Origin of the sequence: Acinetobacter sp. V91_7 (assembly GCF_031799075.1) — a bacterium.
GTDB lineage: Bacteria > Pseudomonadota > Gammaproteobacteria > Pseudomonadales > Moraxellaceae > Acinetobacter > Acinetobacter calcoaceticus.
On sequence record NZ_JAVQNT010000036.1, the window covers coordinates 1 to 25,954 of the forward strand.

The window sequence follows — 25,954 nt, forward strand, 5'->3', positions numbered from 1 at the left end:
CGAACCTTGACGAACGGTTTTGGAGACCGTCATGCTACCATTACACCAATCCTCTTCCAAGATCTAGATGACTTAACATCCAAATCAACTTTAAGATTTAACTTAAAGTGGTGGGGGCGAAGAGACTCGAACTCTTACACCTTGCGGCGCTGGAACCTAAATCCAGTGCGTCTACCAATTTCGCCACGCCCCCGATGGCTGTGTATATTAGCGATAAGATCTAACAGTGACAAGTGTTTTTTTTCTAAAAAAAACTGACCGTGTAAATTGTATACAGATACTAGATCGATGATTTTTATAAGTTTGAATGTGCTTTTAAACAATTCAGCGCTTCAAACGCGTTTGCGAACCTATTTTTTTGTTGTTTTTGCAATAAACCTGAAAGGAATGGATAAAAATTCATAAACTGTGTTGGTAATTGAATGGTTAAATTTTGGCAATGCAATACTGCCCAATCATAGTAATTCCCTGCATCTAAGCGAGTTTGGGCTAACCATTCATACAAAACAATTCCAAGTGCATATAAATCGCTTTGCACACTCTTGCCATGACCTTGATAGAGTTCAGGTGCCATATAATGTGGTGTTGCATCCATCACTGAATCTGAACTCGTCAAAAGTCGGGCTTTCTCAAAATCAATCAAGTAAGGTTTTTGCTGAAACTTTCGAAAATGCTCTTTCTTAATATCCCCATGAATCCAACCCAATCTATGAAGTTCCGCAAGCTTATCTAGTGCGAACAAAATTGTATGGTACACATCTGTTAAATGAGTTTCATGAGGCAATGAACCAAACCACAAATCAGTATCAGGTAAAATTAAAACCTGACCTAAAGAATGGTTTAATTGAGGAAGTGCAGTAACTTCGATTAATTTATAGGGTAAAAGCCACGCAGGGTTCTTGTGATTAATTTCTTCGTAAAACAATTGTTCGTGTATGAAGTCTTGCTCACTTTGAACATGCGTTTCAGGTAAATGATATTTTAACCAGTAATTTCTAGCATCTACAGAACATGCCCATAGATGCCGTCCTAAAGCTGAACTTCTGGGCTTTGTAACATATGTTAAGTTTTCTATATGAGAAGCAAACTCATGCTTCAACATAGTATGACTCTGGCTGTTGTTGCTTTTCTTCAAAACGTAAAACTTCCAAGCAATGCTGAATCGTCTTGCCAATACGAGCATGGGTCTCAATCGAAGAAATTTTTGGCCAAGTCGCGCGTTCCCCTTCTCGTTGCAAACGTTTAAACAAATGTGGACGCGGGTTTTGCAAAGTATAGGTATAGTGACTCAAGCCATATTTAGCAATAATATTAACATCGCCATAATAACGCTGCCCCATTACGCCATATCCATGATCGAGTAATCTCCTAATCGGAGAAATAGAACCAAGTCTTTGACGCGTAAAGTCCATAAGTCCCATCGATAGTACTTTGCCTTGACGTCTTAAAATACGTTCGGGCCAACTTAAAACGTCTTTACGAAAGCGATCTGCATCATTTTGCATAAATGGCACAATATGCGGGTTCACTTGACTGGCGATGGTGTAATTTAAATTATATAGACGTGCCATTCTTTCTTGTGGAAAATCATTTCTTACACTGCCATCAACCCATTTTGTATTTGCCATATAAGGTGTATGTTCACCGTCATAACGTTTACTGGTTAAACGCACTGGTGGAAATAATACCGGTACAGCACATGAAGCCAACACAGCACTCCATACCAAAACGTTAGGGGTCATAATGGCATTCATAATTCGCGGGTTTTCTGTTGCATCATAGGGTGCAACCGCAACATTAATATTTAAACCAGATTTTTTGAAAGCTTCCTCAAAAGTAAGATCCCCTAAGTTTTCAACAAGGAATTTTTTCAAATAGTGCACATCGGCAATTCCACCATTTCCCTTAATGAGTTCACGAAGTTTTCTAAAATGGAAAGCATCGCTAAAGAATTGTTCTCCATTTAATAAATTTTGAACATCTTCACTGGCAGAAGTTCCAAGCATGCCTGTCATAATTGCCCCTGCACTTGAGCCAGACAACACTTTAGGCATTAAATCTTGTTCAATTAAAGCTTTACAAACCCCTGTGTGGAAAAGCCCCAAAGTCGCTCCACCCGAGAACATAAGAGCCGGTTGTCCATATGCTTTTTCACAATTTTCAAAAAACTCAATTTTTTCTTTGCGTTGGAAAGTAATACATTCACTTGAAGCTATATACGCCAAGCTTTGGCTAACTTCTTCAATATAATCCTCAATTAGTTTTTTTGTGCCCACATGCGTTGCAGCAAAAAGCATTGGGTGACCAATATTTGCAATATCGTAGGTTAGGCCTTCTTTGAGTAAATAAATGAGGTCTAGCGTTCGATGTTGCTGACGATATCTTTTCAGTAAGGTATATCGATAAGAAATGAGTTCTGCATCAAAATAAGGTGAACTATTATCGAATTTCCACTCTTGCACCCCTGTTTCTTCATCTAGTTTTAATGCAAAAGACTTCCACTCTTCATAAGATTCAGCCATGTCTAATTGACGTTGTAATTTTTTGATACGGTAAGCCTGATGCGGATTCATATCACTTCGTATTTTTTCAAACATATTTCGTCCTCATCTTCACAGATGATTTTACTGAATAGACATAACCACACTATGCGCGGTCTGAAGATTTCAATCAATTGCAAAACTGATAAACTGTATAGCAACAACTTTTTTGTCAGCCTGTTAATTTCGGTGTTAGTATCCTAGTAAATTACTGTTTAACATGATTGACTTACCATGGCTACCATTGATTTACCAGACAATTTAGTTCAGACATTATCACTTGTATTAAATCAGTTACAGCAGGTCTTACCTGAACCTAAACAAGAGACAGATTTTACTGCACCTGCCTTTAGATGGGAAAATCAGCAACTTAAAGCCATCTATACTCCAAAGAATATTTATTTAGATGACTTAAAAGGCATTGAACGCCAAAAAGAAAAAATCATCCAAAATACTTTGCAATTTTTAAATGGCTTACCAGCAAATGATGTACTTTTAACTGGCTCACGTGGTACAGGTAAATCATCTATTGTTCGTGCTTTATTGACTGAATATGCCCCTCAAGGGTTACGTTTAATTGAAATAGAACGTGATGACTTGGCAGATTTACCTAAAATTCAAAAACTCATTCAAAATCGACCTGAAAAATACATCGTATATTGCGATGACTTGGCTTTTAATGCTGAAGATGAAAACTATCGTAGTTTAAAAAGTGTATTGGATGGCTCATTACAATCTGGTGCGAGTAATTTTATTATTTATGCGACCAGTAATCGTCGCCATTTGTTACCCGAATTCATGCATGAAAATACACCTGTAACCAAGGTCGATGTTCCTCAATATACTGAACTACACCCTCAAGAAGCGATTGAAGAAAAGATCTCTTTGTCAGATCGTTTTGGTTTGTGGTTATCTTTTTATCCAATGGATCAGAATTTATATTTAGAAATCGTAGAACATTATATTCAAAAGGCAAATATGCCTTTTAATGATGAAGTTCGTGCCGAGAGTTTACGTTGGTGCCAAATGCGTGGTCAGCGCTCTGGTCGTGCTGCTTACCAGTTTTCAAAGCACTGGATTGGTTTAAATGGGTTAAAACTGTTGTCTAATAATTAAATGACGAATGTCCCGCAAAGCCTTGGCTTTGGCCTGAAAACCGCTTAGATTTGGCAGTTGTTTTTCATAACCTAAAACAAAGATAGTCCTATCCTTATTTAGGTTTATATATGAAAAAACAATTGCCAAAAATTTCCATAGGCAGCAAAGTCCTTGGTAAAAGCTTATTGCTCGCGCAAGGTGCCTTGGATCAAGCAGAAAAATACTCAACTCTTCCTTTTACTCAGCCTCATATCATCCGCCCACGAGTTGACGAAAAATATTATAGCTGGACACATTACGGTATCTTTTTTCCACTTTTACCCGAACCGCATCGTTATCTAAACATTATGATTTTATTAGGCACGCCTGGTGTGCTAGCCTTTGATCATGACAACATAATTAATGAAGACCCAAGAAAAACAGCCACGTTCTTTTCAAGTACTGCCGCGGTTGAGCAAGCTTTGCTTAAGGCTTATATCATTCCCAAAGATACACAAATTAATAAAGATGGAAGCTTAATAGAATTAGGCAAAGAAATTTCAATTCAAGGAAAATTCCCGCAAGTTCATATCCATGGACATTATGATGGGCTTGATTTCGACTTTGATATTGATGTTACAACACATGTTTCGTGGTTTATAAAAACACCAATTTATGATCATTTTAGTTTATTAGCAAAATTTAAAGGCTTTTTAAGTTATCAAGCAGAACGCATTGAAAGTGAAGGACTCTGTACGTATGAATATGCACGAACAGCTGGTCCACATAGTTTTATAAACAAACTTCTTCCTGACGCTTATAAACTGCCGCTTGATTTTTTTACTTATCAAATTATTAATTTAAACGAGACCACTCAACTTCTTCTTACTAAAGCAGATATTGCAGGAAAGACGGTAGCTTATAGCCTGCATATTAGATATCTTGATCAGCCAGCTGAAATTTATACAGATGTTAGCTTTGACGTTATTTCTCATCAAGTCGATGACTACATCTCACTGACTGGGGAAAAGATGCGACTTCCGAAATACTTTTCGTGGATTGCTCGAAATGAGAATAAACAAATTATTTTGAATATTCAGGCAGAAATTGACTGCCCATTCCGCTATGGTCATGGGCGTGGTTATGCTAGTGGCTATAAATTTACTGGTAATTACTTCGGCAATGAAGTTCAAGGCCGTGGTTATATCGAATACATTGATATCGAAAACCAAGAAGCTTTTAAATAGGAATAGTGAGTTCCGTCATTGGCCAACGTGGTGTCGTGGTTACAGCCAAACCATCATGTTGGCCTGCTTTTAACCGTTGATAACCAGCAAAAGCAATCATTGCACCATTATCAGTACATAAGGCAGGTTCAGCATAGTAAACTTGTGCCTTAATTTTACCCAATGAAGTTTCCAACTGTTCACGTAATCGTAAATTTGCGCTTACGCCACCTGCGATAACTAAACGTTTCAGTCCAGTTTGCTTTAGAGCTTTTACTGATTTTTTTACCAAGGTATCTACAATTGCTTCTTGGAATGAAGCTGCAATATCCGCGTCTCGGTTTTCACCATTCAATTTTTTCAATTGCACAGAAACCGCTGTTTTCAAACCACTAAAAGAAAAATTTAAACCTTGGTGAAGCATAGGTCGCGGAAATTCAAATGCTGACGGATTACCACTTAAAGCTAATTTTGCAATATTGGGACCGCCTGGGTATGGCAAGCTCATCATTTTTGCAACTTTATCAAAAGCTTCTCCAGCTGCATCATCAATAGACTCACCCAAAAGTTCATATTGACCAATGCCGTGAGCTGCCATTAATTGTGTATGTCCACCTGAAACTAATAAAGCCACAAATGGAAATTCGGGTGGCTGACTTGAAAGTAGAGGTGCCAACATGTGCCCCTCCATATGATGAACACCAATTGCAGGTTTATTTAAAGAAAAAGCTAAAGTTCTTCCAAATAAAGCCCCTGTCATTAAGGCTCCCATTAAGCCAGGACCACGCGTATAAGCAACTGCATCAATCTCTTGTTTTTTTATTCCACTTTGTTCAAGCAGTTGATTCATTAAAGGAATTAATTTACGAACATGGTCACGAGAAGCAAGTTCAGGTACTACTCCACCATATTCGGCATGAAGTTTAATCTGGCTATAAAGAACCTGTCCCCGCAAGCCGAGTTCGCTATCATAAAGTGCCAACCCTGTTTCATCACAAGAAGTTTCCAAGCCTAAAACAATCATCAAAACTGCCTTTTATATGAGTCAAAATATTGCAATCGCTATTATAGACTTGTGATATGAGTTGTAAATGAGTAAAATACTGACCTTCACTTGTGATCCGGCACAATAGTGTGCTTGATCTTATCCATAATCTAGAGGATTTTACATGCCACAAGTTAAGTTGAAAGAAGGCGAACCAGTTGACGTAGCTATCCGTCGTTTCAAACGTTCATGCGAAAAAGCTGGTGTTTTAGCTGACGTTCGTAAACGTGAATTCTACGAAAAACCAACTCAAGAACGTAAGCGTAAAAAAGCTGCTGCAGTTAAACGCTACCAAAAGAAATTGGCTCGCGAATCTGTACGTACTACTCGCCTTTACTAATTAATTTGTGATTGACTGCTGAATTATGACTACTTTAAAAAACCAAATTACTGATGCATTAAAAACTTCTATGCGTGCCAAAGATATGGCAACAGTGACGGTTTTGCGTAGTCTACAAGCAGCAATTAAGCAAATCGAAGTCGATGAGCGCATAGAGCTTGGCGACGCTCAGGTTCTTGCGGTCATTGAAAAGCAAATTAAACAACGTAAAGAATCGATCAAAGCCTTTGAAGGTGCTGGTCGTGATGATTTAGCTAGTAAAGAACAAGCCGAAACTGAGATTTTATCTCAGTTTCTACCAGAAGCTATGACTGAGGAAGAGCTTGATTCTCTCATTGAGCAAACGATTTCTGCTCAAGAAGCAACTAGCATGAAAGATATGGGTAAGGTGATGAATTCTCTACGTCCGATCATAGCCGGGCGTGCCGATCCTTCTATCGTTTCAGCAAAAATTAAAGCTAAATTAGCTTAATTTCCTCTCTTAAATTTTATATTCCTTCAAACCAAAATTCCTTTTAGTTTGTGCATATTCGCATATCTAAAAAAATTTAAAAGATATATTTTTAGATTTTCATTCGTCGCTCATCTTGCATTTGTTTTAATCTGCTGTCTATTCTAGCCGACATTGCTTGATTGTCTTTTGCTAATCGTTGAGCATGCAACATCGATTTAATTGCATTCTCTTCACTCCCCGACCAATATTCAGCTTCTGCTCGATAGCGCAAAACATTAACGGCTCTCAACTTTCCTGCCTTGTCCAAATTAGCAGCTTGCTGTAAAAATTGCCAACCTTGTATATCTCTTGGGTTTTTATTAATAAATCGCTGAACAAGCGTTTGAACTTGTGCAAATTTTCCTTGACGTAATAGCACTTCAGCCAATTTATAGCTGAAAGCTCTATTTTCAGGCATAGTCATTTGTGTAGAAGCAATTGAAGTATAGGCTTCATCCAGCTTGTTTTGCCCTAGATAAATATCTGTCTGCAATAGCACAACAAGAGGTTTTCCGCTAGATTTGGCTTGATCTAAGGTAGACTGTGCCTGTGCATAATCACCTTGTTTTACGTAAAAAGCTGCCAAAGCAATAAGACCTGCAATATTTTTTTGAGAGGCCAAACTCTGTAGTTGATTTTCAGTAGCCTGATTTGAAACCACCATTGTGTACCATTTTAAAATTTCAAAATCAGCATCATATATGCGATTTTTGACTTTAGGCATCTGGTTCGCACGAAGTCGAGCTTCACTCATACGCTCAGTCGTCAATGGATGAGTCAACCAGAAATCTGGTAAAAAACTTACCCGACTCGTCGCACGGTGCATTGTTTCAAAATAGTCTGCCATACTTTGAGGGTTGTAACCCGCTGCATACATATATTGCATGCCGATACGGTCTGCTTCACGCTCCTGATTTCGACTATATGTTAACTGGCTATCCATTAGTGCAGCTTGTGTTCCCAACATCACTGCTGCCCCAGCATCTCCACCGCCCTGTGCAGCGATTGCCACACCTGCCAAAAGCCCAGCCAAACTTAATAAAGTTTGCCCCTTAAAGGCTTCCTCTGAACGACTAAAATGTCTTTGAGATACGTGTGCAATTTCATGCGCCATAACCCCAGCAATTTCATCAATATTGCGAGCTGAAGCAATAAGGCCAGTATTAAGCGCGAATAAGCCACCCGGAACAGCAAATGCATTGATTTGTGGATCTTTAATTACAACTAGACCAATAGGCTGACCAAGTTGAGTCTCACTCAAAATACTTGAAAATACTTGGAAAAATTGATCTTCGAGCCAGATATCTTGGAGAACTGGCATTTGTTTATGAACTTCACGGAATACTTTTTCACCAATAAATTTTTCTTTTTGCTGATCAAGCAAACCTATCCCACTTCCAATATTTGGAATTTCCACCTGATTCGCAGATGACCGAGGGTCGAAAGACTGTGCATACGCAGCATTTGCTATAAAAGTCGCACTTAAAATAACTGGCAAAAATCTCAAAAGTTTTTCTCTATTAAAATTAAACCATAAAAAAAGTCTACTGATGTGAACCATAAAAAATGATGTTCAATCAATAGACTTTTACTATATCACTGGAAATCGACTAGTTTTGCAATGAAGTGTTATTCATCACTTATATAAAGTTTGGGTTTACCAGATATCTAGGTGTTTTATCCTCTAAAGCCTCAACCAGATTTTTATAGGCAAGATTTGCCATTTTTTTACGGGTTTCAGCAGTAGCTGAACCAACATGAGGTAAAGTGACTACGTTCGGCAATTTAAAAAGTGCTGAATCTTGTAAAGGTTCTTTTTCATACACATCTAAACCAGCAGCAAAGATCTGATTTTGCTGCAAAGCCTCAATCAAAGCTTGCTCATCAACTACCGAACCGCGCGCAATATTAATAAAAATAGCGTGTTTTTGCATAAGCTCAAATTGAGCTTTGCCCATTAAAGCTTTCGATTCGTTATTTAAATCAACTGCGGTTACTACAAAATCAGACTGTTGTAGTAATTGATCCAAACCAAGATATTGTGCGTTTAATGGCTCAGCTAATTCAGGCTTTTCACGACGATTATGGTAAACAATATTCATGTTAAATCCATAAAAACCACGTCGAGCAATTGCAGCCCCAATATTGCCAAGTCCAATAATTCCTAGTGTTTTTCCAAAAACATCTAAACCGAATTGCTGAGGCCCTACAGTTCTTTTCCATTCACCTTGCTTTGTCCAATGATCAAGAAAAGGAACTTTTCTAGCAGCACTTAGTAATAATGTAAAAGCAAGATCAGCTGTTGTTTCTGTTAAAACATGAGGCGTATTTGATAACCAGATTTTTCTTTGATTTAAATAAGCCAGATCATAATTGTCATAGCCCACCGTTACAGATGAAATAATTTTTAGTTTTTGGGCTGGTGCAAGGTTACTTTCATTCAGTAACCGTCCTGCACCAATCATCCCGTCAGCATCTACAACGTGTTGTCGTATTTGTTCATTAATATCACCCAGTTTTGGGTTAAGAACTACAACATGATAATTCTGTTGTAATTGAGACAAAATTTCTTCATCAATTTGGCTAAATACTACAACTTTTTTCATGTAAATCCCTACTACTCGTTGTTATCTTGCATTAATTTCCATAACCTTTTTTTAAGGAGTGGTTTCTCCAGCATTTCTTTTAAACTTGCTAAATAAATAATATTCGCGTGTTGAATATAAGAACAGTCACCAAGACACAATATCTTTTTCTCTGCTGCAACAGCATCTAAAAAGCCTTGTATATATGAACCAGCGCCCCGTTGATCTTGATAAGTCGCTAAAGGGAAAGGCCATTTCAATTCAGCATACTGCCCTATTTTTGCTTTTTGTATGTTACTCCAAAGCTGTTTTTCTTCTTCGCTTAAATTCGTAACATCCAAAAAAATAACACATTTTTCAAGAGAAAAAGCCTGCAACTCAAATGATGCAATCTTAATTACAGGTACTTGCACTTCATTGTGAGGTGCTATAACGGGCTGAACATCTATTGAGACTGGTGCCACAATTTCAGGTTCAACTTTTGGAATCTCGTTGATTTGTGGCTTTGTAGGCTGCTCAGGAACGACTGGTTCTACAGAAGGCAATATAATCGGTTCAGGTTCTTCAACAACATGATCTCGCCAAAGGCTTTGAGCATTATTTTTTTGGCACACTTGTGTCTTAGGAATCCATAAATCAATTCCTAAAGTTGCCAGTATATTTCTTTGCTGCCCAATCATGTTTGAATCAATACCTCTACTCAATCTACATTCTAACGGGCTTCAGTTTTTTTTTCAGTGTTTTATTTCGTTCAGCTGTTTTTATAATTGTAGATGTCTTTTAAATAATCATAACACTATTTCTTTTTTGCATTTGCTCAACAATTTCTTCTGTCTCAAAGCCGAAACGCCAATAAAGCAATTCAAGTACATCCAACTCATCTTGAGTGATAATGCGATCGCTCCACAAGCACATTTCCGCAATCGCTAAAATACTCAGACGGTCACGTAACAATAAACCCGCAATATCATTTAAAATTTCAGCCAAATCTAAAGGCTCATCCGAAATTTCATCATAAATATTCATTTCATCAGGATTGAGCAAAGAACGTAAAATACGATCACGGACTTCTAACTGATTTGGGCTGTTAATTTGTTGAACATGAAGTAAAGCATCAACCAAGCGAACAATTTGGGGTTTTACTTCTTCAAATGCAGTTGGTAAATGCAGCGGCATCAAATTCAGTTCATATTTAACCCGTTCTAACAAAAGTGCATCCAGCAACCCAATCTCGCCATCTTCTTGAATAATGAGCGCTAGTTTTGTGAGAAATTGCCGCGCAATGCTTGCCGGCATATGTCCAATGTTTTTACAGGCATCATGGAATATCTGAATATGAATACGACCATCCAGATTTAATAAGGCATCAATAATGGCATGGCTAACTGGCGCATCTTTAGGGATGAATTCTCGATATTGACGAATCATCAAAATAGCCACCATTACTTCACGTGACCCTGTAGCCGTTTGTAGCGCACGCTGAATTAGCTCAGGGCGCTTTTTATTGCGACGCACATCACTACTAAGGGGCTTAATCGCATCATTTAGTGCAAAACTAATAGGCGACAACCTTAGTAAAGGCAAGGGCTGTGGAGATGACCACGGAATATAAATTTCTTTCTCAGATTCCTCTAAAAAATGAAATAAGCTAAATAACGGACGGTTACGTAGTTTTTTCAAATTTTCTAATTGTAAATCTTGAAGCAAAGTCGGGTTTAATTCATAAATGCGTTCACGAATACTCGGATGAATATTCATCCAGCTTTGAGGGCTAAGTGAGTTTGCAAAACACATATGTGCGATTGATTCTGAATAAGCACTATGAATTTGAGAACCGGAATGATGAACATAAATACGCAATAAAGTCTGGGTATTCGCACTATTTTTTAATAACCGTACTGTTTTTTGGTCATTACGAAATGTGCGGCCACTCAAAGTTAAATACTTAATGAATCGAGTAATCAATACACCAAGGCTACCCGCCAACCAAATTACCCCACCAACTGCAACAAAGACGGTTTCAAACTTATGCTTATAACCTGGGCTATAGCGTTTAAAACCTTGTTTCGCTAATTTACTCCCCCACTGACTAAAAGTTGTTAAACCACTATATAAAATCTTTAATTTAGTGTTTTCAACTGCCTCCCCCGATAAAATCTGATTAAACTCATGGCCCAACAAGCCATATAGTTCAAGTTTATCCAGATTCTGCAAGGCTCCCCATGTCAGAATAATCACAATATCTTTAGGGTGAAAACCTGCTGTGAGTGCATTGACCCCAACTTCATCAGGTAAAACATACAAGGTTGGAACTTTTAGTGAGAAATTCTGCGCCAAATTTTCTGTAATTTTTAATGCTGCAAGTTCTTCTGGGGTACTTTCTTCTTTCACCAAACGACGTGCTTTAAGTTGTTTCGCTAAAGAATGTCCACCTTTACGCAGGATATAAAGTTCGGTAACTACAGACCAAACCATAATAAAAAGTAATAGTGCGACAAAATAAGGACTTAAAGTATGCCACCAAATTGGCTGACTATAATCAAAAAAATGAACGAGCAAACCTAAAATTAAATTTAAAATAAAAATAGTAAGCAGCACAGCAACCAAACACATAGTGATGGACCATGCCATATTCTTATTTTCGATTAGATAGTGGCTTACTTCTTTCAATGTAAATAATCCCAATTACATTGTTAGGTTTAATCATAAAAGAAAAAAGCGGGAAACACCCGCTTTTTTCAGCTATTCCTATTCTTCTTTAATGCCTGTTAAATCTACAGAAGCAGCATCAACATTAACATCAATGTAACCATCTTTTTTCTTTTTAGCAGAATCATTACGCTTCTGCTCCAAATTATTTAGATAAGCACCATCAATATCACCTGTTACATAGATTCCATCAAATACAGAGCAATCAAACTCAGTTAGATCAGGCACTTTGCTCGTACGTACAGCATTTTTCAAGTCTTCCAATTCTTGGAAAACCAAACGATCCGCACCAATAATTTCTTGGATCTCTTCTACGCTGCGTTCTGAAGCAATTAGCTCAGTTTTAGCAGGCATATCAATACCGTAAACGTTTGGATACATAACCTGAGGTGCAGCTGATGCAAAGTATACTTTTTTTGCACCAGAATCACGTGCCATTTGGATGATTTCGTTACAGGTTGTACCACGAACAATTGAGTCATCAACTAATAAAACGTTCTTGCCTTTAAATTCCAACTCAACAGGGTTTAATTTCTGACGTACAGATTTTTTACGCTGTTGCTGACCTGGCATAATGAAGGTACGACCGATATAACGGTTTTTCATAAAACCTTCACGGAACTTAACACCTAGAATATTTGCAAGTTCTAATGCTGAAGTACGGCTCGTATCTGGGATTGGAATAACCACATCAATATCGTGGTCTTCACCCCAGTCACGTAAAATTTTATGAGCAAGCTTTTCACCCATTTTTAAACGGGCTTTATAAACTGAAATTCCGTCAATAATGGCATCAGGACGTGCAAAATAAACATATTCAAAAATACATGGACGGTATTTTGGATTAGCCGCACATTGTCTTGAGAACAACTCACCATCAGCAGTGATAAAAATTGCTTCACCAGGTTCAATGTCACGCTCAATTTTGAAACCAAGCGCTGTAATAGCAACTGATTCAGAAGCGATGATGTATTCCATCTCGCCTTGTTCAGTCATACGTGAACCATAAATGAGTGGGCGGATACCGTTTGGATCGCGGAAACCAACCAAACCATGACCGGTAATCATCGCCACTACGCCATATGCACCTAGACAGCGCTCGTGTACACGAGTAACTGTATGGAAAATATCATCTGGTGTAGGGTTTAAAGTACCGTTCTTCTGCAACTCATGCGCGAATACGTTCAAAAGAACTTCTGAGTCCGAATCTGTATTCATATGACGTAAATCTGTTTTAAACAGGTCATCATGAATATCTTCAGCATTGGTTAAATTACCATTATGTGCAAGCGTAATACCGTAAGGTGAGTTCACATAAAATGGTTGTGCTTCAGCACTGCTAGCAGAACCAGCAGTTGGGTAACGTACATGGCCAATACCATAATTACCAAGTAATGCTCTCATATGACGAGTATGAAAAACATCACGCACCATACCGTTATCCTTACGAAGGAAAAGACGGCCTTCATGGCAGGTTACTATTCCAGCTGCATCTTGCCCACGATGTTGCAACATCGTTAAAGCATCAAACAACATTTGGTTCACTGGCGATTTACCGGCTATACCAACAACTCCACACATAGCAACCTCGCAGACAAGCTAGGAATTAATAAAAAGGATTCTTTGTCGAATGGTCGGATCGGTTTTCTAAATTTTCCGATTCGTCCATTGGTTTTGAAGGGGTGCTTGATGCACTACCTCCAGATGTTATTTGATGAAATGCCTCACTTGCTGCATCTTTAGACAATTCGGTAGCTAAAGGCGCATAAGGCATTAAAAATTGTATAAGTTTGGACTGTTTCCAGTGTGGTGAACTTTCAACCCAAGGCCCTACCCCCTGCATTGTAATCAACACAACCAACAAGCCTTTTAAAGAACCAAAAGCACCACCCGCTAAACGATTTAATGGCCCCAATTTCAGACTTTTCAAGAGGCCATTTAAAAATGCAGTGACGATCCATGTTAAAACAATGATCATAAGTGCGATAAATGCGAAAGCTGCAATTTTTTGAACAACCGGATCATGACTTAAACCTGACATGGACGGCGCAAGAAGGACAGCATATTTTGCACCCATAATTAATGCAATGATCCATCCTACCAAGTTCGCAAAGGCTTTGATAAATCCTTGTCGCAAACCGTTTAGCCCCCCAATGAGCAAAAGTATCAGAATAATGATATCAATTGTGTTCATATTCACTTAAATCATGGCTGCAACACATTGTTTTACTAATATAGGACCGGTATAAATCAATCCGCTATAGATCTGTACTAGTGTTGCTCCAGCTTGTTGTTTGGCTGCTGCTTGTTCACCCGACAAAATTCCACCCACGCCAATTAATGGGATTTGTCCTTTTAACGTTTGGGCAAATAAACGTAAGCATTCGGTACTTTTTTCAAAAACAGGCGCACCTGATAAGCCACCTGACTCATTACCATAAGGAAGATTCTCTACACCTTCTCTAGATAAAGTCGTATTGGTAACGATTAAACCATCAATTTTAAATTGCAATAATTGTGCTGCAATAAACTCGACATCTTCTGCTGTTAAATCAGGCGCAACTTTTAAAACCAAAGGAACATAATGGTTATATTGCTCGGCAAGCTCAAGTTGTCTTTCTTTTAAGGTTTGCAATAATTCAGTTAATGCATCACCACTTTGTAAACTTCTTAAGTTCTTAGTATTTGGAGATGAGATATTAACGGTAATATAAGAAGCGTAGTTATAAACTTTCTCAAGGCAAATCAGGTAATCATCAACAGCCTTTTCTACAGGCGTATCTGCATTCTTACCAATATTAATGCCTAGAATTCCTTTAAATTTTGAAGCTTTGACATTCTCAACAAGTTTATCAACACCATCATTATTAAAACCCATGCGGTTAATAATGGCTTTCGCTTCAGGAATACGGAACAATCGTGGTTGTGGATTACCCGATTGAGGACGAGGTGTAATTGTTCCAATTTCAATAAAACCGAAACCCAGTCCGGCTAAAGAATCAATATGTGCACCATTCTTATCAAGTCCAGCTGCCAAACCTACCGGATTTGGAAATTCAATTCCCATACAGGTTGTCGGTTTTGATTCTACGCTCTGGCGCAGCAGGCCGAACTTATGTGCTTTATCAAGCATAGATAATGTTAATTCATGGGCACGCTCTGGTGCTAAACTAAACAACATCGGGCGAGCAAGTGAATATAACATACCAATCACAGTCTACTGATTTTAGGTAGGCATATTATAGGCACAGGTAGCACAAAACACCATGCTTAAGAACACCATATTTTAATATGTTATTGAACCGTCGCTGTTAATTTAATCTGTCCATCACTTGAAACCATTTCCATTTTTTCAATACTTAAGCCCATTTGCGCAAGTTGGGTTAAAAAGTTCGCTAAAATTGCATAATTCTGATGAGTAACAATAATTTGTAACTGCTCACCATTTTGTTGAGAAGTGACTGTTAAGCCTTGCTGCTGAGCTACTCGTTGTATTTTTTCCGATTGGCCTAATTCGAGTTCATTCGCTGGTTTCATGGTAACTGCATTACTCTGCATCCATACCATTAAATCTTTTAAATCATTTAACCGTTTTTGCTGTTGTTCTGCCAAGGAATGCATTTTCCAAAGTGAAGCACCTACAATGGCAACCACAACAAAAATTGTAGTAAAGACCACCATAACCCGCTCACGTACAGTTAAACGATCTAAATATTGAGTGACTTGTTCAATCCACTGGTCAAAGCGGTTTTGCAATTGAGTTATCATTTTCATTATTGTATTTTCACCACCCCAATTGCCCCACCACCATCGGCTTGAACATTACCTAGCTCCGCTTTGAATCCCTGCTGGTTAAGTTGCTGTGTTAAAGCTTGCAAATCATCTGCCGACTTTGCTTTTAATGCCATAGTTAGTGTTGATGCATCATAAGCTAACTGCTGAGCTAAAATTTGTCTTTGCATTAAAATAGGACCAACACGGCTCAATAAAGAAAGTGCTTGTGTATCACCTTGCTTACTCATGCGTAAATGACTTTCAAATTGGCTTTTTATATTTTGCTCATTTACCCGACTTGAAGGACCAAACCAATATTTATATTGCTCGACCGTCTGTTCGGCGGTTTGATTCGCTACATTTCTTAATTTTACCCAACGCAATAAATCATAACTGAACTGGACCACTATAATTGCTAAAACAATAGCAGCACACGCTTTCCAATAACCAGAAACCGTGTGCTCTTGCCCTTTAGCTTTAGGCAGAACATTAAAAGGATGCTGTTTAGGTTTATCTAAACCCTGAAATTGATAGATAAATTCAGAATGATGCTCGGCATCCGATGCTGCCACCAAACTTTCGAGTTGCTCTGTTGTCAAACCACTATATTGATAATGAGTTTCGACTGATTGAAACTCTAAAAATAATGCTAAATCATCTAGTGAATTACCCACCCATTTACTTTCACGCACAAGTAATTTCTGGTCAATATTACATAAGACCACTTGCTGCTCTTGAGGTTCCGGTAAAATTAGAAAGTCTGGCAATAAAGCAACGAGTTTAATAGGCAGTAAAGCCATTGCATGCTGCCATGTTTCCACTGTTGTTTTTGCCACTCCCAATACGGTTAATTGATCAGCATGAAAATGATGCACCACTTTCATATGATCAATAGGCAAAGTTACAAATTCTTCAAGCAAATATTTAACGCCATCTGCCCCAAGTTGTTTGTAATGAGACTTTGCCATGTGCTGCTGGAGTACCTGAGCATGGCGACTAGGGAAAAAGATGACAGCTTCTTTTCCTTGATGTAATTGCAGGTCTTGTATTAATTGATCAAGACTTGCTGCCTGCAACCAGTTTTCTCCGTTAGACCAATGCCATATTCCATTGGTTTCAGGCATCCATAAATACAGCATAATGGGCTAAATGACCTTTTAATTATATTGTGGGTATAAAACTATTTTTTTGTGTTGATAAACCAGTTGCAATAACAGCCTGATCATAAATTCGGGCTTCGGCAAGTGCAAATGGATTAAAGTTTTCATGTGTCAGTAGTTCAGCAATATGCCCTACCACGTTCATATGACACACGACTACAATTGACTCATAAGGAACCTGAGACAACCATTCAACTGCTTCTTTCGCATTATCATCTGGTTTAATTTTATCGCATAACAACACAGGAACATCTTTAAAATAAGCTTGAATATGCGCCAATGTCTCTTGAGCACGTAATAAAGGACTAACTACAAAAATATCAGGCTTAACAATATCTTTTAAAAATGTTGCTGTCTGCTCAGCTTGAGCATGCCCACGAGCGGTAAGTGGACGTTTAGTGTCATTACCATTCACTGGAGGAGCGGCTTCCCCATGACGAACCAATGTCAGTTGCATAAATATTCCTTGTTAATAATTCTTGCATTATAACCGTAATTTATGACATTTCTTCTTCAGACTTCATGATGAGGTAAAACAAACTCAACATCACTACGGTGTCCATTTTTCATAAGAGATAAAGCAATATTTAAAGGTGGCGCACCCTCAAAAATAACCTCATATAAAGCATTGGTAATAGGCATATATACGTCGAGCTCTTCTGCTTTACCACGCACTTGAACAATCGTATTAATTCCTTCAGCGGTTTGCCCCAACTCTTTACTCGCTTGGTCAAGTGTTTTACCTGAACCCAAAGCATAACCAATCTGATAATTACGGCTTAAAGGGCTATTACAGGTTGCAAATAAATCACCAACGCCAGATAAACCTAAGAACGTTAACGGGTTTGCCCCTTGTTTGACTGCAAAACGGCTCATTTCAGCCAAGGCACGCGTTAAAATCATACTCTTGGTATTTTCACCAATCTTGTAAGCAGCACCAATTCCCATTGCAACTGCATAAATATTTTTAAGTGCGCCCCCTAGTTCAACACCATGCACATCATCACTACCGAAAACTCGGAATAAAGCACTATGAAGAGCATGCTGCACAGCATAACGAACTAACTCAGAATCACTGGCAATAACAGTACCCGATGGCATACCTGCCATAATCTCCTTAGCGAGATTTGGTCCAGATAACACACCATAAGGAACTTCCGGCAATTCTTCACGAATAATATCGCTCATGAAGCTAAAAGTTTTAGCCTCGACGCCCTTCGTTAGAGAGACAACCGCTTGTGCCGTAATAAAAGGCGCAATTTGTTTTAATACATCACGAAATGAATGACTAGGAATTGCCACCAAAATAATATCTCGATCACACACGGCTTGTTCTAGATCAGACACAGCGCGTAATGATGACTCTAAAACAAAGTCTGGCAAATAACGTTTATTAATATGGGTTTTATTGATTTCTTCTGCTGTTTCGGCATCACGAATCCAGATCATGGTGTCGCAACCATTACGTGCAGCTAAATTGGCCATCGCCGTACCAAAGCTACCTCCACCTAACACAGTAATACGTAATGCTGTTTTTTTATCAACCGCAACAGGTTCCACTAAATCTGTAAACTTAAATTCAGCCATGCTTTATTATCCTATTTCTTACTTTTGAGGCTCGTTAAGCCTGCCAAACCTTTACAAATTCTTTACTTTCAATCTCTGCACGCGGTGCAATCGCTTTAGCTGCTGTGCCCACATAAATAATACCTGAAATTAAATCATGTGGTTGCAATCCTAAATGCTGCTTTAACCAATTTGATTCAACAACCGCGCCACTACGCCACATGGTGGAAAAGCCTTGAACTTGTAAAGACAATAAAAGGTTCTGTACGGCAGCCCCAGTACTTAAAATCTGTTCAAAATGCGGAACCTTAGGATGGTCTTGCAATTGCGTAAGCGCTAAAATGAGTAAAGGGGCGCGAAAAGGATGTTGCTTAACTCGTTCAAGTTGCGCTGAGTCAGTTTCACCCAAATCAGCCAATGCTTTTGCTAAAACCTCACCAAATGCAGCACGTTGTTCAGCCTCGATAACGACAAAACGTGTTGGTTTAAGCCTATGATGGTCAGGAGCAGTTAAAGCAGCTTGAAAGGCCAACTCTAATTGATCTGCATTTGGTGCAGGCTCAATCAATTGACCAATAGATTGACGTTGGTGAATATTCTGATGAATTATCTGTGTTGCTGAATCCGTCATTAATATTGATCTAACTCAAAAAATTCAAAATAGATTAGCATAATCTACAGATAATCCACCATTGTATCTAGAACATAAAAAACAACGAGCTCATGCTTTGACATATTTTTAAGACAAAACATCAAAACTAATACAACGTCTTCAAAGTCAATTAGAAAACTTGTGTTCAAATAGTGAGATCTTTTGACGATTAACGATATTAGGTGAAACATGAAAAAAATAATTTTAGCGAGTGCGTTGAGCAGTGTTGTTTTATTACTAGGAGCTTGTGCCACTACCCCTAAAAACACCTTAGCGGTTCAAAAAGAAAATAATCAATTTGAAGTCACAGGCATTGGTAAAACAAATCTAATTGCAAAAAATAATGCGATTACTGCCGCTCAAAAAACTTGTTCAAAAAATACTACGCCCGTTGTTGTAGATGAAAAAACAACATACAACGGTGTATTAAAAGATGTAGTAAGCGAGAAAACAGGCCAAATGGTCGAAGCAGCAGCTGGTGTGATTGGTACATTAACTGGTAAAAATGCATCTCTAGCAAAAGATGATGATTATCAAACAACACTTACCTTCTATTGCAAAATTAATTAATCAAAAAAAATCCCAATCAAATGATTGGGATTTTTTTTATTAGCAATAACCCTCTAGACGGGTTAATGGCAATTTCTTACCAATTGCTTTTTCAATTTCCGGCAAGTAAAAAGCATCATCTTCTGAAAGAAAACTAATACTTACACCTTGTGACCCAGCACGGCCTGTACGACCAATACGGTGCACATAATCGTCTGACTGCTCAGGTAAGGTATAGTTAACCACATGAGATACACCATCAACATGAATACCACGGCCAGCAACATCAGTTGCGATCATGATGTTATTTTTACCCTGCTTAAACTGGTCTAACATTTTTAAACGTTTATCTTGAGCAATTTCACCTGAAAGCATCCCGACCCGATATCCATCTCTCTTTAAATGGTCATAAAGACGGCGTACTTGATCACGTCGATTAGCAAAAATCATGACTTTATCGATAGGCTCTTCACGCAAAATATCTTGTAGCAAACGATATTTATCTTGTTTAGCTACTACATAAACACGTTGCTCGACATCGTTATTGGTTTTTTGCTCAGGCTCAATTTCAACAGTGATTGGTTCAAACAACCATTGTCTCGCCAAATTAAGCACGTCATAACTAAAAGTAGCCGAGAACATGAGGGTTTGACGTTCTTCCTTACGCGGGGAATAACGCACGATACGTTTTACAGACGGAATAAAACCCATGTCCAATAAGCGATCTGCTTCATCAATTACTAGGAATTCAATTTGATCGAGCCAAACTTCTTTTTGTTCTACAAAATCAATTAGACGCCCAGGCGTAGCAACCATGATATCGACAAAATTAGCATCTAGCTGTTTCTTTTGCTTATCAAAATCTACACCACCTAATAGTGTCACGACGTGTAAATCTGAAAATTTTGTGAGTAACTTCGCATCGCTTTCAATTTGCAATGCCAATTCACGAGTAGGCGCCAAAATCAAGGCACGTGGCTCACCACGAAAGCGCTGCTCTTGAATCGGGTTATGTAACAAGTCATTAATTACACTAATCAGGAAAGCAGCAGTTTTACCTGTTCCTGTTTGTGCTCTACCAATTGCATCATGCCCGCCCAACGTATATTTTAAAACCTTTTGCTGAATCGGGGTCATTTGCTTAAACCCTAAAGCATCAATCGCCTTTTTAAGTTGCGGATGTAAATTCAAGGTTTCAAAACCAGATGTCATAAATACGTGCTCTAACAAACAATCTCTCTAATGAGAAGATCATTATAAACAAAAACGCCCCAATTCAAAAATTGGAGCGTCCATGATTCATCAAAAGATGAATTAGTCTAAAGGCTGAACGTTCTCAGCTTGAAAACCTTTTTGACCTTGTACTACACTAAATTCTACGCGTTGGCCGTCACGTAAAGAACGGTGACCGTCACCAACGATTGCACGGAAATGAACGAATACGTCGTCACCGCCGTTACGTTGAATAAAGCCAAAACCTTTAGTGTCGTTAAACCACTTTACTACGCCTTGTTCGCGAGCTGTCATAAGTCAATCCTCAGATGTTGAAAAAAGGACCTTCCGGTGTTGCAAACAGCAGAGCAAACAAGTTTTTAAAATATTTATAATCTTAAAGCTTGTAATCATTCTGTGAAACTATCAACAATTTCCGGTTACATCCATTTGTTATAGGATTTTAAACCAATTTAAGTGTGTGGTAAATCCTAAAACGGTTCGAGCTTACCACGGGTTTATGACAATTAATAGAATTTTTTTCAATTATTCCCCCTATTTTTAGTCCTTTTTTTAAACAGCTTATTACAATATTTTTTATAGGTAATTGCTTGTTTCTTCTTTTATAAAATGTGCGGTGTTTATAAAAAAATTTGTTAGAATAATCTTTTTAGTTGTTTTGATGATGAATGACCAACACTTCTTCTACTCCAGCACTTATTGAAATTAATGCCTTGGGCCAACCTTGTCCGATGCCTTTATTAATGCTTAAACGCGAACTCAAAAAAGTATCGGGTAAACAGCTATTTTTATTAAAATCTTCCGATCCCCATAGTGAAATAGATGTAACTCGTTACTGTGGTTTACATCATTTTATGTGTCAAACCACGCATATCTCCGAAAGAGAATTTCACTATTTAATTGAAACTCAATAATTCTTTGATAAACTAAAAGATTAGAAATTGCATAAAATTTTACATTTCTCTACCCAATTTTCCTTAATTATGAAGCTGATTCAAACTAAGATGAATTTATTGGTTATCCCATCCGATCCTATAAGGAGAAATCATGAGTGACAGCAGCAATCAATTGATGCCCCTGTCATTGTCTGCGCCCGGTGTAAACCTTGGTGCATATATCAGTACTGTCAATCAGATTCCTATTTTAACGGCCGAGCAAGAAAAAGAACTTGCTGAACGTTATTATTATGACCAAGATCTTGATGCCGCAAAAATGCTGGTAATGTCGCATTTACGTTTCGTCGTTCACATTGCGCGCAGCTATGCAGGTTATGGCCTACCACAAGGCGACCTTATTCAAGAAGGTAATTTAGGCTTAATGAAAGCCGTGAAGCGTTTCGACCCAAATATGGGCGTGCGTCTTGTATCTTTTGCCGTCCACTGGATTAAGGCAGAAATTCACGAATACGTTATCCGTAACTGGCGTATTGTCAAAATTGCAACGACCAAAGCGCAGCGTAAATTATTTTTTAATTTACGTAGTTTAAAAAAATCGAGTAAAAAATTAACGCTCGAAGAAGCTCAATCGATTGCGAATGACTTAAATGTAACTGCAGAACAAGTTCTGGAGATGGAAGGTCGTTTAACCGCTTATGATGCTGCTTTCGAAGCTCAAGGTGACGACGACGATGACACCCCACATACTGCACCGGCATTGTATCTTGAAGATAATCGCTATGATCCAGCCCGTTTAGTCGAAAATGAGGACTGGGAAGAGCAAAGTACATCTGCCCTACATAATGCAATGGATCAGTTAGATGACCGTTCGCGTAATATTTTACAACGTCGTTGGTTAGATGATGACAAATCTACTCTCCACGAGTTAGCGGCCGAATATAATGTATCAGCAGAACGTATTCGCCAGCTTGAAAAGAATGCAATGGAAAAAATTAAAATTGCCATGTCTGCAAGCTAAAATAAGTTTAAAAATAAAAGGGCGATTAGCCCTTTTGTTTTATCTGGCTATGTTTAGCCAACCCAATCTATGATAACGTTGCCCTTCATTATTCATTTGCGTTTTTTGTTATGTGGATTGCCATTTCAGCCCTTAATCTTGCCTTTGCAGTCATGTTGGGTGCTTTTGGAGCACATGGTCTTAAAGCTCATGCGAGTCCTGAGCAACTTGTTTGGTGGCATACTGCAACCGACTACTTTTTCTACCATGCTTTAGGTCTCTTAGCACTTGGTATTTTAAGCAAAGTTATCCTTACGTTCCCCATTAAATTGCCATTCATATTGATTCAGATTGGTATTTTATTCTTCTGTGGTTCACTCTATATCATGGCGCTTGGATTACCGAGAATTTTGGGGGCAATTACCCCAATTGGTGGAGCATTTATGATAGCTGGATGGCTCGTTTTGGCTTGGAATGCCCTCAAATACGCAAAATAATTGGAATGTGATCATGCAAATTTATTTAAATGGCGAATTAACGGACACGCCTTGTCAAAACCTAATGCAGCTCATTCAGGCTTTGGCACTTGAAGGAAAAAGATTTGCGGTCGAATACAACCAGCAAATTATTCCAAAAAGCAAATTAGAGCAGATTTCTATCGCTCAACATGACCGTATCGAAATTATTCACGCTGTTGGCGGCGGCTAAGTCGGAGTTATCCATGCAAGACACCCCTCTCATTATTGGTTCACGTTCTTTTCAATCTCGTTTATTGGTAGGAACTGGCAAATATAAAGACTTAAATGAAACAGATTTAGCCATTCAAGCGAGTGGTGCAGAAATCGTTACTGTTGCAATCCGCCGTGTGAATATTGGACAACATCCAGATCAGCCAAATTTACTCTCTGTCATTCCGCCAGAAAAGTATACAATTTTGCCAAATACCGCAGGTTGTTTTGATGCTGACAGCGCAGTACGTACTTGCATGTTAGCGCGTGAACTTCTAGACGGTCACAACTTGGTAAAACTTGAAGTTTTGGGTGACGAAAAGACCTTATACCCAAATGTAACCGAGACTTTAAAAGCGGCACGTACTTTGATTGATGACGGTTTTGAGATTATGGTTTACACCTCTGATGACCCAATCATTGCTCAAGAACTTGAAAGTATGGGCTGTGTTGCAATTATGCCTTTGGGTAGTCTGATTGGTTCAGGTTTAGGTATTTTAAACCCCCATACTATTTCAATTATTAAAGAAAATGCAAAAGTGCCAGTTTTGGTAGATGCAGGCGTTGGTACAGCAAGTGATGCCGCTATTGCTATGGAACTCGGTTGTGACGGCGTATTAATGAATACTGCGATTGCTGCGGCTCAAAACCCTATTTTAATGGCTTCTGCAATGAAAAAAGCTGTTGAAGCTGGGCGTGAAGCATTTTTAGCTGGTCGCATGCCACGTAAACGTATGGCAAATGCAAGCTCACCAGAAACAGGTTATTTCTTTAAATAATTTATTTCTAAGGAATCACTGATTTTTCAGTGGTTCCTCTCCCCCTCATATAACCATTTTTAATTTTCTAAAAGTTTTAAAATCTATATCGCTTTATTCAAATCAACAGATCTAAATTCTTATATTTACTTAGGCTATGCCTAATGTCCTCTGTAAATTTTGCTTTGCTCTTAACTCAAAATTCTGTTGAAAATAAGTCGTCTGATAAAGTGGGTCTAACTGATAAAAATGCGCTAGAACTTCTTTTCTTTTGATTGAATATACTTCTGGATCGACCCAAGCATATTCCTGCTGAATTTGCTGTTCATATTGCATAAAACGCTCTGGTGTAGCTGCCAAAATAGCTAAATCGATATCCAATAAAAATTGTAAATCTAACTCATCAGTCGCTATATGTTTTTGCGTGGCAAGAATCCACTGTTTTATTTTCTGAGCGGTATTTACTGGTAAATCTTGAGCCATACATTGCTCAAAGAGTTCAGCACTTTTAAGTTCATTGTCTTTAGCTTGTGGGTTATAGATCGCATCGTGGAACCAGAGTGCCAATGCAACCGCATAGGCATCATTCAAATCAGATCGAACTGATTCGAGCAAAGCTAAGCATTCATATAAATGTTGAACAGTATGATAGGCCCGCTGCTTTTCACTATAAGCAGCGATGAGTATATTTAAGATTTTTTGTGGGTCAGAAAAATGATAATGCTGATGCAGCTCAAACCAAACATGTTCCAGTTTTAATAAGTAAAGCTGCATCATCATATATTAACCACGCTCAGGATTATTGCTCATCGCGTTTAAATACTAGCTCTTTTGCTGATGAGTTTTCAGCATCAAAGTAGTATCCATCGGTATTGAACGCTTTAATATCCTCAGCTTTATTTAATTGGTTTTCAATCATAAAACGAGCCATTAAACCGCGTGCTTTTTTCGCATAGAAACTAATGACTTTATATTTGCCATTTTTCTGATCAAGAAAAATAGGCTTAACAATTTCAGCCTTAATTTTCTTCTCGTTGACCGATTTGTAATACTCATCTGAAGCTAGATTTACAAGTAACTCAGATTTAATTGCCGCTAAGTCTTCATTAATCTGGTTCGTGATAATTTCGCCCCAGAACTCATACAAATTATGACCACGTAAATTTTTTAATTTAGTGCCCATCTCAAGACGATAAGGCATCATTAAATCTAAAGGACGTAATAAACCATATAAGCCAGATAGCATACGTAAATGCTGCTGTGCAAAATCAATATCTTTATCTTTTAAATGATAGGCATCTAAACCTGTATACACATCACCTTTAAACGCATAAATCGCCTGACGAGCATTTGAAAAATCAAATTCGGGCTTCCAATCTCTAAATCGGTCTGCATTTAGTGTGGCAATTTTTTCACTGACACTCATTAAATTGGCAATTTCGGAAGCAGAAAGTTTTCGGCTAACCTCAATTAATTGTGCTGAGTGTTCTAACAAGCGAGGCTGAGTAAACTCATCTGTAGGTAACGCCGTTTCATAATCTAAAGTTTTTGCAGGAGAAATTAAAGCAAGCATAGACAACCTGAAAAAATTATTCTTAATCCCAACTATAACAGTAGATATTTTTT

29 protein-coding genes and 1 tRNA gene are annotated in these 25,954 nt (G+C 38.2%); 10 read left to right on the top strand and 20 right to left on the bottom strand.

What is annotated here, in order from left to right; translation table 11 throughout:
* Window positions 1-108: 108 nt before the first annotated feature.
* From RMB03_RS11075 to RMB03_RS11085, 3 genes are all read right to left on the bottom strand, one after another.
* Window positions 109-193 (bottom strand) — tRNA-Leu (locus RMB03_RS11075).
* Window positions 194-295: 102 nt separating this feature from the next.
* Complete coding sequence (locus RMB03_RS11080; RefSeq protein WP_311076139.1) at window positions 296-1,102, bottom strand: protein kinase domain-containing protein; 807 nt, start codon at window positions 1,100-1,102, stop codon at window positions 296-298.
* Window positions 1,089-2,597, bottom strand: coding sequence for a DUF3336 domain-containing protein (locus RMB03_RS11085; RefSeq protein WP_311076141.1), 1,509 nt, complete (start codon window positions 2,595-2,597; stop codon window positions 1,089-1,091). Before RMB03_RS11085 ends, RMB03_RS11080 begins: the two co-directional genes overlap by 14 nt.
* Window positions 2,598-2,774: 177 nt before the next feature.
* Here RMB03_RS11085 and RMB03_RS11090 point away from each other — a divergent pair, with 177 nt between their 5' ends.
* Together RMB03_RS11090 and RMB03_RS11095 are read left to right on the top strand one after the other, a co-directional pair.
* On the top strand, window positions 2,775-3,656 hold the full coding sequence (locus RMB03_RS11090) for an ATP-binding protein (RefSeq protein WP_311076142.1): 882 nt from the start codon (window positions 2,775-2,777) through the stop codon (window positions 3,654-3,656).
* A 110-nt stretch (window positions 3,657-3,766) separates the two neighbouring features.
* Window positions 3,767-4,864: a DUF6670 family protein gene (locus tag RMB03_RS11095; RefSeq protein WP_311076144.1), complete on the top strand. Its 1,098-nt coding sequence runs from the start codon at window positions 3,767-3,769 to the stop codon at window positions 4,862-4,864.
* Here RMB03_RS11095 and tsaD read toward each other — a convergent pair.
* Window positions 4,857-5,867 (bottom strand): tRNA (adenosine(37)-N6)-threonylcarbamoyltransferase complex transferase subunit TsaD, encoded by a 1,011-nt coding sequence (gene tsaD / locus RMB03_RS11100; RefSeq protein WP_311076146.1) that lies wholly within the window; start codon window positions 5,865-5,867, stop codon window positions 4,857-4,859. The two genes, RMB03_RS11095 and tsaD, sit on opposite strands and share 8 nt — an antisense overlap.
* Before the next feature lie 145 nt (window positions 5,868-6,012).
* Here tsaD and rpsU point away from each other — a divergent pair, with 145 nt between their 5' ends.
* Window positions 6,013-6,228 (top strand): 30S ribosomal protein S21, encoded by a 216-nt coding sequence (rpsU, locus tag RMB03_RS11105; protein ID WP_001136722.1) that lies wholly within the window; start codon window positions 6,013-6,015, stop codon window positions 6,226-6,228.
* A 25-nt stretch (window positions 6,229-6,253) separates the two neighbouring features.
* Window positions 6,254-6,700 carry a GatB/YqeY domain-containing protein gene (locus RMB03_RS11110; RefSeq protein WP_311076148.1) on the top strand — a complete coding sequence of 149 codons (447 nt, stop codon included), beginning with the start codon at window positions 6,254-6,256 and terminating at the stop codon, window positions 6,698-6,700.
* Between the two features lie 91 nt (window positions 6,701-6,791).
* Here RMB03_RS11110 and RMB03_RS11115 read toward each other — a convergent pair whose 3' ends face one another.
* The 12 genes from RMB03_RS11115 to RMB03_RS11170 all read right to left on the bottom strand — a co-directional run bounded on the left by RMB03_RS11115 (window position 6,792) and on the right by RMB03_RS11170 (window position 19,146).
* Complete coding sequence (locus RMB03_RS11115; RefSeq protein ID WP_311076266.1) at window positions 6,792-8,219, bottom strand: M48 family metalloprotease; 1,428 nt, start codon at window positions 8,217-8,219, stop codon at window positions 6,792-6,794.
* Between the two features lie 142 nt (window positions 8,220-8,361).
* Entirely contained in the window at window positions 8,362-9,327 is a 966-nt protein-coding gene (locus RMB03_RS11120) for a D-glycerate dehydrogenase (RefSeq protein ID WP_311076150.1), read from the bottom strand.
* 11 nt (window positions 9,328-9,338) lie between these two features.
* On the bottom strand, window positions 9,339-9,986 hold the full coding sequence (locus RMB03_RS11125) for a hypothetical protein (protein WP_311076152.1): 648 nt from the start codon (window positions 9,984-9,986) through the stop codon (window positions 9,339-9,341).
* 100 nt (window positions 9,987-10,086) lie between these two features.
* The gene (locus RMB03_RS11130; protein WP_004643441.1) at window positions 10,087-11,976 is read right to left on the bottom strand and encodes a M48 family metalloprotease; all 1,890 of its coding nucleotides are present in this window, start codon (window positions 11,974-11,976) and stop codon (window positions 10,087-10,089) included.
* A gap of 78 nt (window positions 11,977-12,054) precedes the next feature.
* Window positions 12,055-13,596: an amidophosphoribosyltransferase gene (gene purF / locus RMB03_RS11135; protein ID WP_017391993.1), complete on the bottom strand. Its 1,542-nt coding sequence runs from the start codon at window positions 13,594-13,596 to the stop codon at window positions 12,055-12,057.
* Between the two features lie 25 nt (window positions 13,597-13,621).
* Window positions 13,622-14,209 carry a CvpA family protein gene (locus RMB03_RS11140; protein WP_311076155.1) on the bottom strand — a complete coding sequence of 196 codons (588 nt, stop codon included), beginning with the start codon at window positions 14,207-14,209 and terminating at the stop codon, window positions 13,622-13,624.
* Window positions 14,210-14,215: 6 nt separating this feature from the next.
* The gene (locus RMB03_RS11145; RefSeq protein WP_311076157.1) at window positions 14,216-15,220 is read right to left on the bottom strand and encodes a quinone-dependent dihydroorotate dehydrogenase; all 1,005 of its coding nucleotides are present in this window, start codon (window positions 15,218-15,220) and stop codon (window positions 14,216-14,218) included.
* An 89-nt stretch (window positions 15,221-15,309) separates the two neighbouring features.
* A complete protein-coding gene (gspM, locus tag RMB03_RS11150) occupies window positions 15,310-15,789 on the bottom strand; it encodes a type II secretion system protein GspM (protein ID WP_017388004.1) in 480 nt (159 codons plus the stop codon).
* Complete coding sequence (gene gspL / locus RMB03_RS11155) at window positions 15,789-16,928, bottom strand: type II secretion system protein GspL (protein ID WP_005039412.1); 1,140 nt, start codon at window positions 16,926-16,928, stop codon at window positions 15,789-15,791. Before gspL ends, gspM begins: the two co-directional genes overlap by 1 nt.
* Before the next feature lie 22 nt (window positions 16,929-16,950).
* On the bottom strand, window positions 16,951-17,406 hold the full coding sequence (locus tag RMB03_RS11160) for a histidine phosphatase family protein (RefSeq protein WP_003650745.1): 456 nt from the start codon (window positions 17,404-17,406) through the stop codon (window positions 16,951-16,953).
* Window positions 17,407-17,462: 56 nt separating this feature from the next.
* Window positions 17,463-18,536, bottom strand: coding sequence for an NAD(P)H-dependent glycerol-3-phosphate dehydrogenase (locus tag RMB03_RS11165; RefSeq protein ID WP_003650743.1), 1,074 nt, complete (start codon window positions 18,534-18,536; stop codon window positions 17,463-17,465).
* Between the two features lie 34 nt (window positions 18,537-18,570).
* The gene (locus RMB03_RS11170; RefSeq protein WP_003650741.1) at window positions 18,571-19,146 is read right to left on the bottom strand and encodes a nitroreductase; all 576 of its coding nucleotides are present in this window, start codon (window positions 19,144-19,146) and stop codon (window positions 18,571-18,573) included.
* 210 nt (window positions 19,147-19,356) lie between these two features.
* Here RMB03_RS11170 and RMB03_RS11175 point away from each other — a divergent pair, with 210 nt between their 5' ends.
* On the top strand, window positions 19,357-19,737 hold the full coding sequence (locus RMB03_RS11175; protein WP_005046134.1) for a hypothetical protein: 381 nt from the start codon (window positions 19,357-19,359) through the stop codon (window positions 19,735-19,737).
* Window positions 19,738-19,776: 39 nt separating this feature from the next.
* On the opposite strand, the gene rhlB is transcribed toward RMB03_RS11175, so the two are convergent.
* Window positions 19,777-20,928: an ATP-dependent RNA helicase RhlB gene (gene rhlB, locus RMB03_RS11180; protein WP_311076163.1), complete on the bottom strand. Its 1,152-nt coding sequence runs from the start codon at window positions 20,926-20,928 to the stop codon at window positions 19,777-19,779.
* 102 nt (window positions 20,929-21,030) lie between these two features.
* Complete coding sequence (locus RMB03_RS11185) at window positions 21,031-21,243, bottom strand: cold-shock protein (protein ID WP_000126912.1); 213 nt, start codon at window positions 21,241-21,243, stop codon at window positions 21,031-21,033.
* A gap of 374 nt (window positions 21,244-21,617) precedes the next feature.
* Here RMB03_RS11185 and RMB03_RS11190 point away from each other — a divergent pair, with 374 nt between their 5' ends.
* The 5 genes from RMB03_RS11190 (at window position 21,618) to RMB03_RS11210 (ending at window position 24,349) form a co-directional block, all read left to right on the top strand.
* Entirely contained in the window at window positions 21,618-21,863 is a 246-nt protein-coding gene (locus tag RMB03_RS11190; RefSeq protein ID WP_080027474.1) for a sulfurtransferase TusA family protein, read from the top strand.
* A gap of 133 nt (window positions 21,864-21,996) precedes the next feature.
* Complete coding sequence (gene rpoH, locus RMB03_RS11195; protein ID WP_003650733.1) at window positions 21,997-22,863, top strand: RNA polymerase sigma factor RpoH; 867 nt, start codon at window positions 21,997-21,999, stop codon at window positions 22,861-22,863.
* 110 nt (window positions 22,864-22,973) lie between these two features.
* Window positions 22,974-23,339: a DUF423 domain-containing protein gene (locus tag RMB03_RS11200; protein WP_004643452.1), complete on the top strand. Its 366-nt coding sequence runs from the start codon at window positions 22,974-22,976 to the stop codon at window positions 23,337-23,339.
* A 13-nt stretch (window positions 23,340-23,352) separates the two neighbouring features.
* Window positions 23,353-23,550 carry a sulfur carrier protein ThiS gene (gene thiS / locus RMB03_RS11205; RefSeq protein WP_003650729.1) on the top strand — a complete coding sequence of 66 codons (198 nt, stop codon included), beginning with the start codon at window positions 23,353-23,355 and terminating at the stop codon, window positions 23,548-23,550.
* Window positions 23,551-23,563: 13 nt separating this feature from the next.
* On the top strand, window positions 23,564-24,349 hold the full coding sequence (locus RMB03_RS11210) for a thiazole synthase (protein ID WP_005039404.1): 786 nt from the start codon (window positions 23,564-23,566) through the stop codon (window positions 24,347-24,349).
* A gap of 129 nt (window positions 24,350-24,478) precedes the next feature.
* On the opposite strand, the gene RMB03_RS11215 is transcribed toward RMB03_RS11210, so the two are convergent.
* Entirely contained in the window at window positions 24,479-25,108 is a 630-nt protein-coding gene (locus RMB03_RS11215) for a metal-dependent hydrolase (protein ID WP_231764884.1), read from the bottom strand.
* Window positions 25,109-25,127: 19 nt separating this feature from the next.
* Window positions 25,128-25,901: a peroxide stress protein YaaA gene (gene yaaA, locus RMB03_RS11220; RefSeq protein WP_231764883.1), complete on the bottom strand. Its 774-nt coding sequence runs from the start codon at window positions 25,899-25,901 to the stop codon at window positions 25,128-25,130.
* Window positions 25,902-25,954: the final 53 nt, after the last annotated feature.